Origin of the sequence: Anoxybacillus eryuanensis (genome assembly GCF_051200995.1) — a bacterium.
GTDB classification, from domain to species: domain Bacteria; phylum Bacillota; class Bacilli; order Bacillales; family Anoxybacillaceae; genus Anoxybacillus; species Anoxybacillus tengchongensis.
In genome coordinates this window covers 37641-52900 of record NZ_JBPODS010000005.1, presented here as the reverse complement: position 1 = coordinate 52900, position 15260 = coordinate 37641, and the positions used below count along the sequence as shown (strand labels likewise).

At 41.9% G+C, this 15260-nt stretch carries 17 protein-coding genes and 1 pseudogene; 12 read left to right on the top strand and 6 right to left on the bottom strand.

What is annotated here, in order from left to right:
* Positions 1 to 37: 37 nt before the first annotated feature.
* Both cysP and HNQ84_RS07435 read right to left on the bottom strand, forming a co-directional pair.
* Positions 38 to 1084, bottom strand: a complete 1047-nt coding sequence (gene cysP / locus HNQ84_RS07440) for a sulfate permease (RefSeq protein WP_435621683.1) — start codon at positions 1082 to 1084, stop codon at positions 38 to 40.
* A gap of 17 nt (positions 1085 to 1101) precedes the next feature.
* Entirely contained in the window at positions 1102 to 1809 is a 708-nt protein-coding gene (locus HNQ84_RS07435) for a phosphoadenylyl-sulfate reductase (RefSeq protein WP_435621682.1), read from the bottom strand.
* 181 nt (positions 1810 to 1990) lie between these two features.
* On the opposite strand from HNQ84_RS07435, the gene HNQ84_RS07430 reads away from it, so the two are divergent.
* Positions 1991 to 2968, top strand: a complete 978-nt coding sequence (locus HNQ84_RS07430; protein ID WP_435621681.1) for an HD-GYP domain-containing protein — start codon at positions 1991 to 1993, stop codon at positions 2966 to 2968.
* Here the strand turns inward: HNQ84_RS07430 and HNQ84_RS07425 are convergent.
* Positions 2963 to 3181, bottom strand: coding sequence for a DUF1128 domain-containing protein (locus HNQ84_RS07425; protein ID WP_032101018.1), 219 nt, complete (start codon positions 3179 to 3181; stop codon positions 2963 to 2965). The genes HNQ84_RS07430 and HNQ84_RS07425 overlap by 6 nt on opposite strands.
* Before the next feature lie 57 nt (positions 3182 to 3238).
* Between HNQ84_RS07425 and HNQ84_RS07420 the strand changes: the two genes are divergently transcribed.
* Genes HNQ84_RS07420 through HNQ84_RS07410 form a run of 3 tightly spaced genes read left to right on the top strand, consistent with a single transcriptional unit; the run spans position 3239 to position 4840 of the window.
* The gene (locus HNQ84_RS07420) at positions 3239 to 3709 is read left to right on the top strand and encodes a low molecular weight protein-tyrosine-phosphatase (RefSeq protein ID WP_055441785.1); all 471 of its coding nucleotides are present in this window, start codon (positions 3239 to 3241) and stop codon (positions 3707 to 3709) included.
* A gap of 13 nt (positions 3710 to 3722) precedes the next feature.
* The gene (locus HNQ84_RS07415) at positions 3723 to 3986 is read left to right on the top strand and encodes a hypothetical protein (RefSeq protein WP_032101020.1); all 264 of its coding nucleotides are present in this window, start codon (positions 3723 to 3725) and stop codon (positions 3984 to 3986) included.
* A gap of 20 nt (positions 3987 to 4006) precedes the next feature.
* Complete coding sequence (locus HNQ84_RS07410) at positions 4007 to 4840, top strand: YihY/virulence factor BrkB family protein (RefSeq protein WP_435621736.1); 834 nt, start codon at positions 4007 to 4009, stop codon at positions 4838 to 4840.
* A 206-nt stretch (positions 4841 to 5046) separates the two neighbouring features.
* Here the strand turns inward: HNQ84_RS07410 and HNQ84_RS07405 are convergent, their stop codons facing one another.
* Together HNQ84_RS07405 and HNQ84_RS07400 are read right to left on the bottom strand one after the other, a co-directional pair.
* Positions 5047 to 5193, bottom strand: a complete 147-nt coding sequence (locus HNQ84_RS07405; RefSeq protein ID WP_032101078.1) for a BH0509 family protein — start codon at positions 5191 to 5193, stop codon at positions 5047 to 5049.
* A 65-nt stretch (positions 5194 to 5258) separates the two neighbouring features.
* Positions 5259 to 6431 (bottom strand): MFS transporter, encoded by a 1173-nt coding sequence (locus tag HNQ84_RS07400; protein WP_435621680.1) that lies wholly within the window; start codon positions 6429 to 6431, stop codon positions 5259 to 5261.
* 140 nt (positions 6432 to 6571) lie between these two features.
* Here HNQ84_RS07400 and cax point away from each other — a divergent pair, with 140 nt between their 5' ends.
* Together cax and HNQ84_RS07390 are read left to right on the top strand one after the other, a co-directional pair.
* Positions 6572 to 7621, top strand: coding sequence for a calcium/proton exchanger (cax, locus tag HNQ84_RS07395; RefSeq protein ID WP_435621679.1), 1050 nt, complete (start codon positions 6572 to 6574; stop codon positions 7619 to 7621).
* Between the two features lie 100 nt (positions 7622 to 7721).
* Positions 7722 to 8498, top strand: coding sequence for a YfkD famly protein (locus HNQ84_RS07390; protein WP_055441789.1), 777 nt, complete (start codon positions 7722 to 7724; stop codon positions 8496 to 8498).
* A gap of 35 nt (positions 8499 to 8533) precedes the next feature.
* Here the strand turns inward: HNQ84_RS07390 and yfkAB are convergent, their stop codons facing one another.
* Positions 8534 to 9658: a radical SAM/CxCxxxxC motif protein YfkAB gene (gene yfkAB / locus HNQ84_RS07385; RefSeq protein ID WP_435621678.1), complete on the bottom strand. Its 1125-nt coding sequence runs from the start codon at positions 9656 to 9658 to the stop codon at positions 8534 to 8536.
* Between the two features lie 113 nt (positions 9659 to 9771).
* Here yfkAB and HNQ84_RS07380 point away from each other — a divergent pair, with 113 nt between their 5' ends.
* The 6 genes and pseudogenes from HNQ84_RS07380 to HNQ84_RS07355 form a co-directional block, all read left to right on the top strand.
* On the top strand, positions 9772 to 9966 hold the full coding sequence (locus tag HNQ84_RS07380; RefSeq protein WP_032101026.1) for an SE1561 family protein: 195 nt from the start codon (positions 9772 to 9774) through the stop codon (positions 9964 to 9966).
* Positions 9967 to 10058: 92 nt separating this feature from the next.
* Positions 10059 to 11582 (top strand): fumarate hydratase, encoded by a 1524-nt coding sequence (locus HNQ84_RS07375; RefSeq protein ID WP_435621677.1) that lies wholly within the window; start codon positions 10059 to 10061, stop codon positions 11580 to 11582.
* A gap of 103 nt (positions 11583 to 11685) precedes the next feature.
* Positions 11686 to 12450 carry a delta-lactam-biosynthetic de-N-acetylase gene (gene pdaA / locus HNQ84_RS07370; RefSeq protein ID WP_435621735.1) on the top strand — a complete coding sequence of 255 codons (765 nt, stop codon included), beginning with the start codon at positions 11686 to 11688 and terminating at the stop codon, positions 12448 to 12450.
* 56 nt (positions 12451 to 12506) lie between these two features.
* Positions 12507 to 13373 (top strand): DNA-3-methyladenine glycosylase family protein, encoded by an 867-nt coding sequence (locus HNQ84_RS07365; RefSeq protein WP_435621676.1) that lies wholly within the window; start codon positions 12507 to 12509, stop codon positions 13371 to 13373.
* An 11-nt stretch (positions 13374 to 13384) separates the two neighbouring features.
* On the top strand, positions 13385 to 14743 hold the full coding sequence (gene rlmD / locus HNQ84_RS07360; RefSeq protein ID WP_435621675.1) for a 23S rRNA (uracil(1939)-C(5))-methyltransferase RlmD: 1359 nt from the start codon (positions 13385 to 13387) through the stop codon (positions 14741 to 14743).
* 103 nt (positions 14744 to 14846) lie between these two features.
* A pseudogene (locus HNQ84_RS07355) lies at positions 14847 to 15242 on the top strand (type I restriction-modification enzyme R subunit C-terminal domain-containing protein); the annotation flags it as partial.
* Between the last annotated feature and the right edge of the window lie 18 nt (positions 15243 to 15260).

The following is a 15260-nucleotide window of genomic DNA, read 5'->3' as shown; positions in this document are numbered from 1 at the left end:
GCCCCCTAAACTTATTATTCTTATCAAATAAATAGGATTAAATGCCGCCGCCATGCTCGTGAAACGAACGACGTTCCTCTGTAATCGTCTTTTTTAAGCTAATCGTTCCGAGTGTGGCAAAGCAAACGCTAACGATCGCAATCGTTGTATAAACATCGCTATGAAGCAATAATTTAATTAAACTATATGAAACCGCTAAGGAAAAAATAGGAGAGACTACCCATACTTTCAGCACTTGAATAACAATTTGCTTTTGCCAAATCGAAAAACCGCTTTTCGTTGTGCCGATACCGATAATGGCTGATGTCGTAATTTGTGTTAACGGAACGGGGAGACCAAAAATAGATGAAACGATAACGAGCGTTGCCCCGATTCCTGAAATAACACATCCTTCCAATTGAGAGAAGGTTGTAATTTTTTTTCCGTTCGTCTCTAACACGCGACTTCCAAGTAAAAGCGCCCCAAGTGCAACGAACAACCCGCCAAAAATGATGCCATGTTTGACGGATAATAAACCTGCTCCGACGAGAGGACCGACAGCGTTGGCAACATTGTTCATTCCTGCTGAAAATGCCTCGAAAAATCCAGCGATAATAAGCAAAAAGCTGACCCATTTGTTTTGTCTCAATGTTTTTCCTTTTAACCATTTGCTAATGAAAAAAGCTAAAGAAAATGCAGCAAGTGGTGTAATGAGCCAAAATGATACGATCCAAAGAAGTTTGCTGATGTACAAACTTTGGTACGCAATGCCTACGCCAACGACCGCCCCAACTGTAATTTCGCTCGTTGATAACGGAATGCCGAGCACGTTCGCGGCAAATAGCGAAATGGTTGCCGCTGCTAAAACGATGACGACAAGATCTGTTTTCAAAATCGATGTAGGAACAATCCCGGAACCGATCGTCTTAACGACTTCTCCTCCGCTTAAGCTGCCGAGAAAAATGGCAACGGCACATATGAATAGGGCGATTCGCTTATTTGACAATGTGCCTGATCCGTAAGCAGCACCCATTGTTGCTGCGGCACCGCTTCCTCCAATGTTCATAGCAAAGAAAAAAGCGATAATAAAAGCCACTGTAACCAACGCATTCCCCCCTTTGTTTACGACTCATGCAAGCCGCATTCTGTTTTCCCTAGCCCAGCCCATCGGCCAGAACGTAAATCTTCTTCCGTATAGGCGGGGGATGTACATGGTGCACAACCGATGCTTGGATATCCGCGATCATGAAGCGGATTGTAAGAAAGATTGTGGCGATGCACGTAGCGCCAAACGTCTTTCCATGTCCAATGAATAAGCGGGCAAACTTTAATGTTGTGAAACTTTTTATCGAGATTAATGAATTCAACATGTTGTCGCGTTGGCGATTGCTCACGGCGCAGTCCCGAAATCCATGCTTTTTTTTCTGCCATCGCTTGACGAAGGGGGATAATTTTTCTTAGTTCACAACATTTGTTTGGATTCATTTTCCAAAGTTCAGCGCCGAATTGCTGTTCTTGTTCCTCAAGTGATAACGCAGGTGTTTGTAAATGAATGCGCAAGCGGGGATATGCTTGTTTAACCCGTTCAATTGTTTCATACGTTTCAGCGAAATGTAACTGTGTATCGAGGAACACGATGTCAGCGTCATCTTTCACTTGAGAAATAAGGTCAATAAGCACAATCCCTTCAATCCCGAAACTGCACGCATATAAAAGGTCTTTACCGTAATGTTCATAAGCCCATGTGAGCACGTGTAATGCCCCTTTTTCGTCATTATCTATTGGAAAAGTAGGTTTTTGTTCACTATCCCATGTTTCATACGTAATCATGTGTTATCTTCCTTTCCCATACCACCTATAATGTTTGATTGTTTTAAATTTTAACACAATTCACTCGAATGTCAATCCTAGTTTTTCTATCGGAATTTATTTTTTAAAAAACGTCATGGCAAATGAAAAAAAACATGATTATACTGTTTGTATGGGAGATGTTGAAGGGAGTGGAATATGTTTGCGACTCATTTTATTAGAAGAATACGATGAACGAACGATGGAATTGGCACGCCCGATTTATGATCGCCATCGTCGCGTGTTATTAGCAGCAGGAAGAAAAATTCATCCAAAATATGTTGAACGACTAAAACAGATGGATATTTGTTACGTATTTGTAGAAGATGCGGTATCCGAAGGGATCACGTTGGAAGAGTTGCTCGATATGCCATCGTGGATGGATGCGATTGAAGTTGTTCAGCAAGCGTTTGATGCTGTACGAAAGGGAGAAGAATTACCGCTTCGTTCGTTGTTTAAACTAGCGGTAAAGCTCGTTGATGAAGTGAAAAAAAGAAAAGTGTTAGCGGTCATTCCAGCGACATCGCTTGCAATGGACATGCAACCGTACGCTCATGCGGTCAACGTCGCATTATTGTCGTTGCAGCTAGGAAAGAAGCTGAATTTCAACGATTTACAATTGCGTGACGTAGCGATTGGGGCGTTGTTTCATGACATTGGAAAAGAAATAGAAGGCGAAGAGCATCATACAGTGAAAGGATTTGAATATTTACGAAAAGAGCGGGAAGTGAGTTTATTATGCGCGCATATGGCGTATCAACATCATGAACATGCAGACGGATCTGGTACACCGCGAGGACTAAAAGAAACGAACATTCATTTGTACGCTCAAATTTGTGCGATTGCCAACGAATATGAAAATTTAATTTCTTCCGAATTTGTGCCACCGCACGAAGCGCTTGAAATTATTATGGCACGGAGTGGAATTCGCTATAGCCAACAACTTGTGCGGCTGTTTGTTGACACCATTCCTGCTTATTTGCCAGGAACAACAGTGAAAATGAGCGACGGAAGAAACGCCATCGTGACAAAAATTATTGAACATATGCAACGTCCATATATACGATATACGGATACGCATGAAGAAATTGCACTGGCAGATCATCCGTCGCTACTCATTGTCGGACAAACAATTTTATAATTTTTTTCGCAAGTTTCCAAGCTCTTCAGCGATCGCTTGCATTTCGCTTGGACTAAATGATTGCTTTCTCATCACCATATCGTATATATCTTTTAATTCGTCGTATAGTTGTTCATCAAAATGGTCTGGTTTAATGGCATCAAAATTTAATACTTTTAACTTTTCTTTTATTTGCTCGATCATTTGTTCAACCGATAAATGCACATTCGTCATCCTTTCATGAGTAATTTCGTTCATTGTATCATTGTTTTATATGTGAGGTGAAGTGAAATGATTCGCGTACTATTCGTTTGTTTAGGAAATATTTGTCGTTCTCCGATGGCGGAAGCTGTATTTCGTCATCTTGTAAAACAGGAGGGGCTTGATCAAGTCATTTCCGTTGATTCGGCAGGAACAGGCAATTGGCATGTGGGGAAACCACCACATCATGGGACTCAGCGCATTTTAAAGGAAAAACAAATTGATTTTACAGGGTTAAAAGCACGTCAAATTTCAAAGGAAGATTTCCATACATTTGATTATATCATTGGCATGGATAGCGACAATATCGCCCACCTTCGTCGCCTTGTCGGCGATCCGTCACAAGCTATGATTGCCCGTTTTATGGATTTTGTGCCAAACCGTCGTATAGACGATGTCCCTGATCCGTACTTTACAGGAAATTTTGAAGAGGTGTACGAATTAGTCGAAGAAGGATGTAAGCATATATTGGAGCGAATAAAACGGGATCATTCGTTATAAGGAGGTAACAGCGATGGGGAAGGGGAAATGGATTGCATTAGCAGGCATAGCTTTGTTGTTAGCTGATAAAAAAACAAGACAATTCGTTAAAGAAACGTGTCGTGAGTGGATGGATAGCGTAGAAGAAATAAAGGAGACGGTTCATCAAACGAGACAACATGTGGACGAAATGATGAATGATTTGCAGTTTATTGTGAATAAACTAAGTGAAGTAAAAGAAACAACACCGCAAGTGATGGAGTGGATTGGAGAGCTAATTCGCAAACGCTCCACATAAGGAGCGAGGTGGTGAGAAAGATGGTTATTAGCTTTTCCGTTGTCCGTGAGCTAATGAAACGGTTTGATGAAGATGAAGTTTTTGACTTATCTGCTGAGTTGGCATATTTCTTTTTACTTTCTTTATTTCCATTTTTACTGTTTCTATTGACGTTTTTATCATATTTGCCGATTCCGCATGAAGATGTGATCGCCTTTTTAAGTCAATATGCCCCAAGCGAAACGGCACATTTGATTGAAACAAACGTGAAACAGTTGATGGAGTCGCAAAGTAGAAAATGGTTGTCCTTTAGCGTTCTGGCGACGGTGTGGGCTGCATCAAATGGCATGTCGGCCATTATTCGCGCTTTAAATCGTGCATACGATGTGAAAGAAACGCGCTCTTTTCTCGTTTCGCGAGGTATTTCGATTTTACTTACATTTGCGATGATTTTTGTCATTATTGTTGCCCTTGTTTTTCCTGTATTCGGTAAAATGATTGGTACATTTCTTTTTTCATCGTTTGGGCTTTCCGATGTGTTTTTGCACGTGTGGGAAACACTTCGCTGGTTTGTGAGCTTTGTCATTTTATTTTTTGTTTTTTCTGTGTTATACGTTTTTGCCCCTAGTAAATATGTTCGATTCCGTGATGTGTGGAGTGGATCACTATTTGCGACGGTCGGTTGGATGATCGTCTCGCTTGCTTTTTCGTATTATGTGAATCAATTTGGTAACTATTCTGCTATGTATGGTAGCCTCGGTGGCATTATTGCATTGATGGTTTGGTTTTATTTATCGGGAATGATGATTGTATTAGGTGGAGAGTTAAATGCCATTTTTTGTTGTAAACGAGAAGGGAAAATGCGCATTCGGTAGTCATTTCCTCACATAAAAAAAGTTGTACAAACCACATTAAAAGTGAAGGCAGTTATGAAGGGGGCATATACGTGACGAAAAAAACGAAAAAAGACGGCGGAACAAAGCAAAAAGGAAAAAGTCGTCCGAAACATAAAACAAGCAGTAGCGCAAACGGACAAAACGGATACCATTAAAAAGAAGAGGGATGTGTTGCACATCCCTCTTTATTCTGCGATCTCTTCGTAATGATAGTATGTTTGGTTGTAAATATGTTCAATTTCTGCATCTGTCATATAGATGAGTTGCTCTTGATTAAAGCTACGTAATTTTGTAATAAATTCAATCATATTTTTTCTCTCTTCTCTGCTCATTATAATCGCTCTCCCCTCTGTTTTAAAACAGTTTGTTTTGTTTAATTGTATTATATAACAGAGGGTTAAAAAGCGTCAATGTTTTTTTCGTTTTTTTTAGAAAAATATTTTGAAAATTTTGTGAACGGGCGTTGTGCAAATAATAAAAGAAGTAGAAGACAGCTGACGCTAATGAAAAATAGTTGGTCTTGATGTTGTAGTACAACACCGCCAGTGGCAGGGCCACATATGCTGCCAACGCTGTATAACATTCCGCACAAAATGTTGCCGACAGGAAGAAGCGATTTTGGCAATAAGTCTGTCATATACGCCATACCCAGTGAAAAAAGCGAACCGACAAACATGCCAGCGATAAAAAAGGTTGTTGTCAGTTGCACAGGGGAAGTGAGCCACAGTGCAATCATAAAACAAATGGCTCCAATGGTTAACGAAACGACAATGATCGTTTTTCGTGAAAAACGATCGCTTAACGTGCCGAGCGGAAGTTGAAAAGCGATCCCGCCAAGCGCAAACGCTGGAAGTATCATGGCGACCGTCTCAATGTTTAGGCCGTGTCGCAACGCATACACAGGAAACATGCTATGAAGTGATGCCTCTAAAAAGCCGTAACCAAACGGCAACAACAATGCGGGCCATGCTTGTTTCCAAGCATGAAAAAAGCGAACTGCTCCGATTTTCTCGGTCTCGCTCGTTTGTGGATACGTATGTGGTAGGAAAAATAATAATATCCATCCACATAAGCTAAGCAATGATGAAACGATAAACGGTAACGCTTCGTGCATGTGAACGAGCGGAACGAGAAGCGGTCCGATCATAAAACCAACGCCAAACGATAAACCATACAACGAAATGTTGCGACCGCGTCGATGAATAGGGGAGGCATATGTAATCCACGTTTGCGAACCGAAATGAAGAATATGATCGCCAATTCCGATTAACAAACGAAGGACAAACCAAAACGATAGCGATGATGACATCGGAAACATCGCTAAAGAAACGATGACGATTGCCCCGCCGATCATAATGAAACGTTTAAATCCGTAGCGACGAAGCGGACGTTCTAAAAATGGAGAAACGATTAGAACTCCGATATACATCGCTGTCGCATGTATGCCACTAAGCGAGGAATGCACACCGCTCTGCTCAAAAATGACAGAAATAAGAGGCAACAATAGTCCTTGAGAAAGACCTGAAATCATGACAATGCTAACTAAAATGAAAAAGTGACGTTGTCGCATAGTTTCCTCCTGTAACGTGTTCACTATGTTCGATGTTAAAATGTTTGATGAAAAGAAGCAATAAAAAAGAAAGATGAAAACGGAAATGAATTTGTGTAAAATATGGTTAATATTCCACAATTGAAAAAGGGGACGATTCGATGGAACGCATCTTTTTTTTATTGACGGCGATTGGTGTGCCGCTTTCTGTTGCAGGAAGTTTGCTTCATTGGCCTGCAACGCCGATGTTTGTCGTTTATTGTGTCACAATTATTGCGCTCGCTAGTTATATGGGACGAGCGACAGAAAGCTTAGCTATCGTAGCTGGGCCACGCATTGGCGGTTTGTTAAATGCGACATTTGGCAATGCAGTAGAATTGATTATATCCATTTTTGCGCTCAAAGCTGGCTTAGTGAGTGTCGTGTTGGCGTCGTTGACGGGTTCTGTGCTTGGCAACTTATTGCTTGTGGCAGGATTATCGTTTTTTGTTGGCGGTCTGAAATATAAACGACAATCATTTAACGTATATGATGCGCGTCATAATTCAGGTTTACTAACATTTGCTATTTTAGTTGCTTTCGTTATCCCAGAAGTATTTTCGATGACGATGAATGAACAAAAGACGCTGTCGTTAAGCGTAGGCATTTCAGTCATTATGATTGCTCTTTACTTAGCAGCGTTATATTTTAAACTCGTTACGCATCGCGGTGTATATCAACATAAAGAAGATGTGGAAGAACATGAAGAGCCCGAATGGTCAAAAGGAAAAGCGATGCTTATTTTAGCGCTTGCTACTGTAGCTGTCGCATATGTATCAGAAAGCTTAGTTCATACGTTTGAAGTCGTTGCTCATTCATTTGGTTGGAGCGAATTGTTTATTGGTGTCATTATTGTCGCGATTGTCGGAAATGCCGCTGAACATGCTTCCGCCATTATTATGGCATATAAAAATAAAATGAACGTCGCTGTTGAAATTGCTGTCGGCTCAACGCTTCAAATCGCGATGTTTGTTGCACCTGTTTTAGTACTTATATCACTTTTGTTTCCAACGAAAATGGCGCTCGTCTTTACACTCCCAGAACTTGTTGCAATGGTGACAGCGGTATTGTTAACAATTGTGCTTTCTAACGATGGAGATACGAACTGGTTTGAAGGAGCGACATTGCTTGGAGCATATATGATTATGGGAATCGGATTTTATTTGCTGTAATCCGTCAGGAATGGCTGACGGATTTTTTTTGTAAAGAGGATAAATTGTTCACTTTTGAAAAAAATAACGATGAACGACGCAAAAAGAAAGGAGTCTGCGCATGAAAAGATGGTTTGCTTTAAGCATCATGTTCGTTTTCTTATGTATGCCAACGATTAGTGAAGCGACGGTCAAACTTCCATCATCGGTCATCGACATTTCAAAAGAAAATACGTATCCAAATCCGACGCAAAACTTACCGTATTTGCAACCAAGCGAACTAGCTAAGCAACTGCTTCAGTCGGCGAATGTTAAAATTGAAAATCCGGAATTAATTCGTCTTTTAAACGAATCGTCGATTTCAAGCACACCGTTTGCGATCGGTTATGAAGCGACGATTTATTTAGGGCAGTGGCCGCTAAATTATGAATCGACAGAAACATCGACAAATTGGGAGTATCAAAAAGTGAATACAAACTTTATTGACAATCGGGGCGGAAAAACAACGGTGCGGCTAACTTATCGGCAAGAGATGCAAAAACAAGTTCGGGGCGGATTAACCGCAAGCATTCCGAATGAAGAAGATGTGAAAAAAATGATGCTTTTAACAGCGATGAAAAAGACAAACTTGCCACTTTCTTTTAGCACGTGGATCGGCATGGGAACAAAAAAAGAGCAAGCATATAACGTCCCACCGAAAAAATTAGGATACTTATATGCCTATGCCCCTGCGGTCAATGAAAAAGGGAAAGTGACATACGGGGAAGTATATATCGTCTTAAAAGGCAAGAAAAAAAGCATTGTCGTGAAAAACGTCACATCGCAAGGCATCGGTGCCTGGATTCCTGTACAAGACCGGATCTCATTCGCTTTTGTCGCAAGCGACGTACCACGATGACAAGAGAAGCTTGTCGAGATGTTCGACAAGCTCTTTTATCGCTCAATTTTTGCTTTTCTTGTTGTAAAATCGACATTCGGATAATAACGGTTTTTTACAAGCACGTTTGGTCCTAAACATTTGACGGACGGACAATGGCAGTTTAGCGATTTTGCTAAATCGGATTTCATCCATTTGTCATAAGCAGAAAGAAGCGAGTCGGTTTGAATGTTTCCGAGCGTCGGTTCATCACCGAAATCAGTAACAATAATGTCACCAGTAAAGATGTTGACATTTAGCCTTGAACGTCCATCTGGATCGTTTCTTACCGTTACGTTTTTACTTTCATATAAACGTTTTAACAATGCTAAATCTTCTTTGTTGTCGCTGCATGGATAAAATGGCAATGTACCAAATAACATCCAAACATTTTCATCACGTATATCGAGTAAATGATGAATCGCTTCGCGCAGTTCATCTAACGTTAACGTTTCTAAACTGCTAGCGAAGTCGCTCGAATACATCGGATGCACTTCGTGGCGTTTACAGCCCATTTCATTCACAATTTGACGATGAATCGTCTCTAAATGTGGTCGCGTTCGCTTATTTAGCATTGTTTCTGCCGACACAATTACTCCCATATTCGAAATCGCACGTGCATTTTCGATCATGCGTATAAAATAACGTTCACGCTGTGCGACGGTTGGTTTTTTTTCCATCATCGCAAAGCCACCTTCAACGAAATCATCAATTGTGCCCCAGTTATGCGAAATATGCAAAACGTCTAAATAAGGAATAATTTTTTCGTATCGTTCTAAATCGAGCGTTAAGTTCGAGTTAATTTGTGTGCGTACGCCACGCTCATGCGCGTATTTTAACAACGGCACGACGTATTGTTCGACAGACTTAAGTGAAAGCATCGGCTCGCCACCTGTAATGCTTAACGAGCGCAAATACGGAATTTCATCGAGGCGGCGAAGAAGAAGTTCAAGCGGCAGCGCCTCAGGATCTTTCGTACGCAACGTATAACCGACCGCACAATGCTCACAACGCATATTACAGAGCGTCGTTGTCGTAAACTCGATATTTGTCAACTGCATGCTTCCGTACTGTTCAACATCCATATATGCTTCCCACGGATCAAATGTAGGGGTGATCGCTTGACGTAATAAAGTTCCCATAACCAAGCTCCTTTTATTTTAAAATCGGACTAACGATAATTATGCAAAGTGAAGTGAATCGTTGTCAATGATGTTTCGATCGTGTACGATAAAGAAAAAGCGAGGTGACGACGTTGGGCAACGCAGTATCAGATGAAAATCTACAACTATCCTATTTAAAAACGCGCTTAAATATGTTTCTTGAAGTGCTTGAGGCGCTTGATCCGGAAACAGCTGAATTAGAAGACATCGACCGGCTCATTCAAATGATTGACGACTTAGAAATGAAATACGAGCGGTTTAAAAAAGATTGGGAAAAAAGTCGCTAGGCGACTTTTTTTCATATTTGAAAAAGATGTATAATACAAGTGGAGAATTCAAAAAATTGTTACATATTGAGCAAAGGGGAAGGGGCATGGTGATGGAAAAGTTTCAAGAGAGTATGTACAAGCTGATCGTCGAAACGTCAACGAAGTTGCCAAAAGATGTACGACGTGCCATTGCGAAAGCAAAGTTACGTGAAAACGCAGGAACGAGAGCAGCAATGTCGCTCGCGACGATCGTGCAAAACATTCAAATGGCAGATGAAAATGTATCGCCAATTTGCCAAGATACAGGTTTGCCGACATTTAAAATTAAAGTGCCTGTAGGTGTCAACCAAATGGAGATGAAAGAGGCGATTCGTCGAGCGATCGCTCAAGCAACGAAAGACGGCAAATTGCGTCCAAATTCGGTTGATTCGTTAACAGGGGAAAATAGCGGTGATAATTTAGGAATTGGACTGCCTGTCATCAAATTTGAGCAATGGGAGAAAGACTATATTGATGTTCGTTTAATTTTAAAAGGTGGCGGCTGTGAAAATAAAAACATTCAATATAGTTTGCCTTGTGAATTAGAAGGGCTTGGTCGCGCAGGACGTGATTTAGATGGCATTCGCAAATGTATTTTACATGCGGTATATCAAGCGCAAGGACAAGGCTGTAGCGCGGGATTTATTGGCGTTGGCATCGGCGGTGATCGTTCTGCTGGATACGACTTAGCGAAGGAGCAGCTATTCCGCCCTGTTGACGATGTGAACCCGAACGAAGATTTGCGCAAATTAGAAGAATACATTATGGAAGCAGCGAATAAACTCGGCATCGGCACGATGGGATTTGGCGGAGAAACGACGCTACTCGGCTGTAAAATTGGCGTCATGCACCGCATTCCGGCAAGCTTTTTCGTTTCTGTCGCATACAACTGTTGGGCGTTCCGTCGCTTAGGTGTAACCATTGATCCGCATACAGGTGACATTCAAGAATGGTTATATCAAGAAGGAGATGACGTTGACTTCCAACAAGAAGAAACAGAGGTTGTAGGAGAAGCGCGCGAAGTTGTACTTGAGGCGCCAATTACAGAAGAACAAATTCGTTCGCTAAAAGTAGGCGATGTCGTTCGCATTAACGGCATGATTTATACAGGTCGCGATGCGATTCATAAACATTTAATGGACCATGATGCCCCAGTTGATTTAAACGGTCAAATCATCTATCACTGTGGACCGGTGATGTTAAAAGATGAAAACGGAAAATGGCACGTGAAAGCAGCTGGTCCGACGACGAGCATTCGCGAAGAGCCTTACCAAGGGGAAATTATGAAAAAGTTCGGCATTCGTGCCGTCATCGGAAAAGGCGGCATGGGTGCAAAAACATTGGCAGCGTTAAAAGAACATGGTGGCGTGTACTTAAATGCTATCGGCGGTGCAGCTCAATATTATGCGGATTGCATTCAATCTGTTGAAGGTGTCGACTTTTTAGAATTTGGTATTCCAGAAGCGATGTGGCATTTGCGTGTAAAAGACTTTACAGCCGTCGTCACGATGGATTCACATGGCAACAGCTTGCACGAAGACGTCGAAAAATCATCGCTTGAAAAATTAGCCCAATTTAAAGAGCGTGTATTTTAACGAAAATCCGTCTAGCGAGTAGCTAGGCGGATTTTTTATGCTTCTTTTTGCACAACCTATCATTGAAATGAATACGGAGGTGTAAGAAGTGAAAAAAATCATCATGTTGCTTTTCTTCTTTTTATGTTTGCCGCTTAGTCAAGTAGAGGCGATGTCATGGGGATTTAAGCGAAGCGAAAATCACATTCCTCCTTCTGCAGGAAAACAATTGGACGAGTTACTCGCCAAATACGATGCATTTTATTTAGGTGATCCAACGAAAAAATATATTTATTTAACGTTCGATAACGGATATGAAAACGGCTATACCGCCCAAATTTTAGACATACTCAAACAAAAAAAAGTTCCTGCGACGTTTTTTGTGACCGGTCATTATTTACAATCTGCCCCTGATTTAGTCAAACGCATGGTCAATGAAGGGCATATTGTCGGCAACCACTCGTGGCACCATCCCGATTTAACGACCGTCAGTGATGAAAAGTTGCGTGAGGAGCTTGAAATGGTCAGAAAAAAAACAGAGCTGTTGACGGGACAAAAGCATATGCGCTATGTGCGTCCACCGCGCGGCGTTTTTGACGAACGGACGCTTGCAGTTGCGCGCGAACTCGGCTATTATCATGTTTTTTGGTCATTAGCGTTCGTCGATTGGCACGTTCACGATCAAAAGGGATGGTCATATGCTTACAATAACGTCATGAAACAAATTCATTCGGGTGCCATTATACTGCTGCATACGGTGTCAAAAGATAATGCCGATGCGCTTGCCAAAATTGTTGACGATTTGCGAAAAGAAGGATATGTTTTTAAGAGCTTAGACGATCTCATGCTGCAAAAAATGAATGTTCCTACTTGGCTTTTTTCCCTTTGACGATGTGCAAAGGGATTTGTTTCGTTATAATAGAAGGAAAAAAGGTAGGAATAGACATGTGGCAACAACGAATTGAAGTAGAAGCTCCATACGATTTTTCACGTGTATTAGAGCGGTTAGCGCAAGACCCGTTAGCCAAAGTAGACATCGAAAAGCAACAACTAGTGATCCCGCTTTATATAAATGAAACTCCAGTTGCTGTTTTCGTTCGCAGTATCGGAACAAAACAAGTACCGGCTTTTCTTGTTGAAGCGCAGTACGAACAATTAAAAGAAGCAATATTATCCCGTCTGTTTCACATATTGCATTGGGATCGCTCCCTTTTGCCGATTCACGAGCATTTTTTGCAAACGGAATTGCGGGAAATTTTCCGTGAACATGAAGGAACGCCACTTGTGTTAGAACCGGATTTATATTTTTGCTTAATTAAATGCATTATTCATCAGCAGCTACATATGAAAGTGGCGTACAAAATGACCGAGCGGTTTGTGAAAACGTTTGGGCGTGAAATAGATGGAATTTGGTTTTACCCACGCCCTGAACAAATCGCCCGCTTATCGTACGATGAGCTGAAAGCGTTGCAATTTAGCCAAAAAAAGTCAGAATACATTATCGATATTTCGCGGCTCGTTGCTGAAGGAAAATTAGCACTAAACAAGCTAGCGGAGGCAACGGATAAAGAAGTGATGGACACCTTGCTTCCGTTGCGCGGCATCGGACCGTGGACGGTGCAAAACTTCCTGTTGTTTGGGCTCGGTCGTCCGAACTTGTTTCCAAAAGCGGATATTGGCTTACAGCGAGCCGTACAAAAACTGCTTTTGTTAGAAACGAAACCTTCAATGGCGCAAATGGAGGCGCTAAGCAAGCGATGGGGGCCGTATTTAAGCTACGCGTCGCTATATTTATGGAGAAGTATTGAATAGGAGAGATCGCCATGTTACAACAAGGACAACAATTTCCACTCACCATTAAACGATTAGGTATTAACGGAGAAGGTGTCGGCTATTTTAAAAAACAAGTCGTGTTCGTTCCGGGAGCGCTTCCGGGAGAAGAAGTCGTCGTTCAAGCGACGAATGTGTATCCGACGTATGCCGAAGGAAAAATCGTACGCATTCGAAAACGCTCACCGCACCGCGTCAAACCGCTTTGCCCTGTATATGACCGATGCGGTGGCTGCCAGCTGCAACATTTAGACTACCATGCGCAGCTCGAAGCAAAGCGCGATATCGTCATTCAAGCGCTTGAGCGCCATAGTCGATTCAATGTAGAAGAACTTCATATTCGTCCAACGATTGGCATGGATGACCCGTGGCACTATCGCAACAAAAGTCAATTTCAAGTCGGAGTGAAAAAAGGGCGCGTCATCGCCGGGCTTTACAGCATGAACTCGCACGAGCTCATTGACATCGACCGCTGTTTCATTCAACATGACGCTACCAACCGTGTCACAACGGTCGTGAAAACGATTTTGCAAGATTTGCGCATTCCGATTTATCACGAGCGAAAAAGAACAGGTGTCGTGCGCACGATTGTAGCGCGCGTCGGGTTTTTTACAGGCGATGTGCAACTTGTCATTGTGACAGCGACAAAAGAATTGCCGCGCAAAGAGCTACTTGTAGCTGAAGTGAAACGTCGGTTGCCAGAAGTGAAATCGATTGCCCAAAACATAAACGGACAAAAAACGTCGCTTATTTTTGGCGATGAAACTATTGTGCTTGCCGGTGAACCGTACATTCAAGAAGCGCTTGGCGACTTATCGTTTGAACTATCCGCCCGCGCTTTTTTCCAACTCAATCCGATTCAAACGGTGAAGCTATATGATGAAGTAAAAAAAGCGGCTGCGCTCACGAAAAACGAACGAGTTGTCGATGCGTATTGCGGCGTCGGCACCATCGGTCTATGGCTTGCTCGTGAGGCGAAAGAAGTGCGCGGCATGGATACGATTCCAGAAGCGATTGACGATGCGCGCCAAAACGCCGAACGCCACGGCTTTACAAACGTCACCTATGCGGTCGGAAAAGCGGAAGTATTGTTGCCAAAATGGGTGAAAGAAGGTTGGAAACCAGACGTCATCATCGTCGACCCACCGCGAACAGGCTGCGACAACGCTTTATTAAAAACGATGTTACAAGTCAAACCGAAAACGGTCGTGTACGTCTCCTGTAACCCATCCAGCCTCGCTCGCGATATCGACACACTCGCAAAACAATATCGCGTCGAATACATTCAACCGTTTGACCTTTTCCCACATACGGCACATGTCGAGAGTGTGGCGAAGTTAACGCTCAAATAAATTTGTTCCAAATTTAATGCATGTTGTGGAATAAAAATGTTAGTATAAGAGTAGTGATTGTTCAAAAATATTCAGCTCACTTTATGATGTGGCTGAATAGTTACATAAAAAGTTAACCGTGCAAGATTTGCACATGTTAGAACACATTCTTTGGAACGAACTTGGGACAAAAGAAGATTATGAAAAAGAGTTTGGGGATACACCAATTATGAAACTTGTGCGCAAAACGGTCGGTCTTGACCCACAAGCAGCAAACGAAGCGTTTTCGGAATTTTTATCAAACGAACGGCTAAACATTTACCAAAGCCGCTTTGTCAAATTGATCGTCGATTATTTTGTGAAAAATGGAGTGATGGACAAAAAAGTATTACAAGAAGAACCGTTTAAACCGGTTGGAAGCATTGTCGAGTTGTTTAAAGAAAACTTAGACGATGCACGTAGAATTATTAGCATTATCGATGAGATTAATCGAAATTCAGAAGATATTGTGGGGGCGTAGCAAAAGCGTTACTTGTGA

What these genes read in the sequence shown, in the direction of transcription:
- HNQ84_RS07435 (WP_435621682.1), bottom strand. Translation starts at nt 1,809, where the DNA reads ATGATTACGTATGAAACATGGGATAGTGAACAAAAACCTACTTTTCCA.
- HNQ84_RS07425 (WP_032101018.1), bottom strand. Translation starts at nt 3,181, where the DNA reads ATGACGAATGTGCATTTATCGGTTGAACAAATGATCGAGCAAATAAAA.
- HNQ84_RS07420 (WP_055441785.1), top strand. Translation starts at nt 3,239, where the DNA reads ATGATTCGCGTACTATTCGTTTGTTTAGGAAATATTTGTCGTTCTCCG.
- HNQ84_RS07415 (WP_032101020.1), top strand. Translation starts at nt 3,723, where the DNA reads ATGGGGAAGGGGAAATGGATTGCATTAGCAGGCATAGCTTTGTTGTTA.
- HNQ84_RS07410 (WP_435621736.1), top strand. Translation starts at nt 4,007, where the DNA reads ATGGTTATTAGCTTTTCCGTTGTCCGTGAGCTAATGAAACGGTTTGAT.
- HNQ84_RS07405 (WP_032101078.1), bottom strand. Translation starts at nt 5,193, where the DNA reads ATGAGCAGAGAAGAGAGAAAAAATATGATTGAATTTATTACAAAATTA.
- HNQ84_RS07400 (WP_435621680.1), bottom strand. Translation starts at nt 6,431, where the DNA reads ATGCGACAACGTCACTTTTTCATTTTAGTTAGCATTGTCATGATTTCA.
- cax (WP_435621679.1), top strand. Translation starts at nt 6,572, where the DNA reads ATGGAACGCATCTTTTTTTTATTGACGGCGATTGGTGTGCCGCTTTCT.
- HNQ84_RS07390 (WP_055441789.1), top strand. Translation starts at nt 7,722, where the DNA reads ATGAAAAGATGGTTTGCTTTAAGCATCATGTTCGTTTTCTTATGTATG.
- yfkAB (WP_435621678.1), bottom strand. Translation starts at nt 9,658, where the DNA reads ATGGGAACTTTATTACGTCAAGCGATCACCCCTACATTTGATCCGTGG.
- HNQ84_RS07375 (WP_435621677.1), top strand. Translation starts at nt 10,059, where the DNA reads ATGGAAAAGTTTCAAGAGAGTATGTACAAGCTGATCGTCGAAACGTCA.
- pdaA (WP_435621735.1), top strand. Translation starts at nt 11,686, where the DNA reads ATGTTGCTTTTCTTCTTTTTATGTTTGCCGCTTAGTCAAGTAGAGGCG.
- HNQ84_RS07365 (WP_435621676.1), top strand. Translation starts at nt 12,507, where the DNA reads ATGTGGCAACAACGAATTGAAGTAGAAGCTCCATACGATTTTTCACGT.
- rlmD (WP_435621675.1), top strand. Translation starts at nt 13,385, where the DNA reads ATGTTACAACAAGGACAACAATTTCCACTCACCATTAAACGATTAGGT.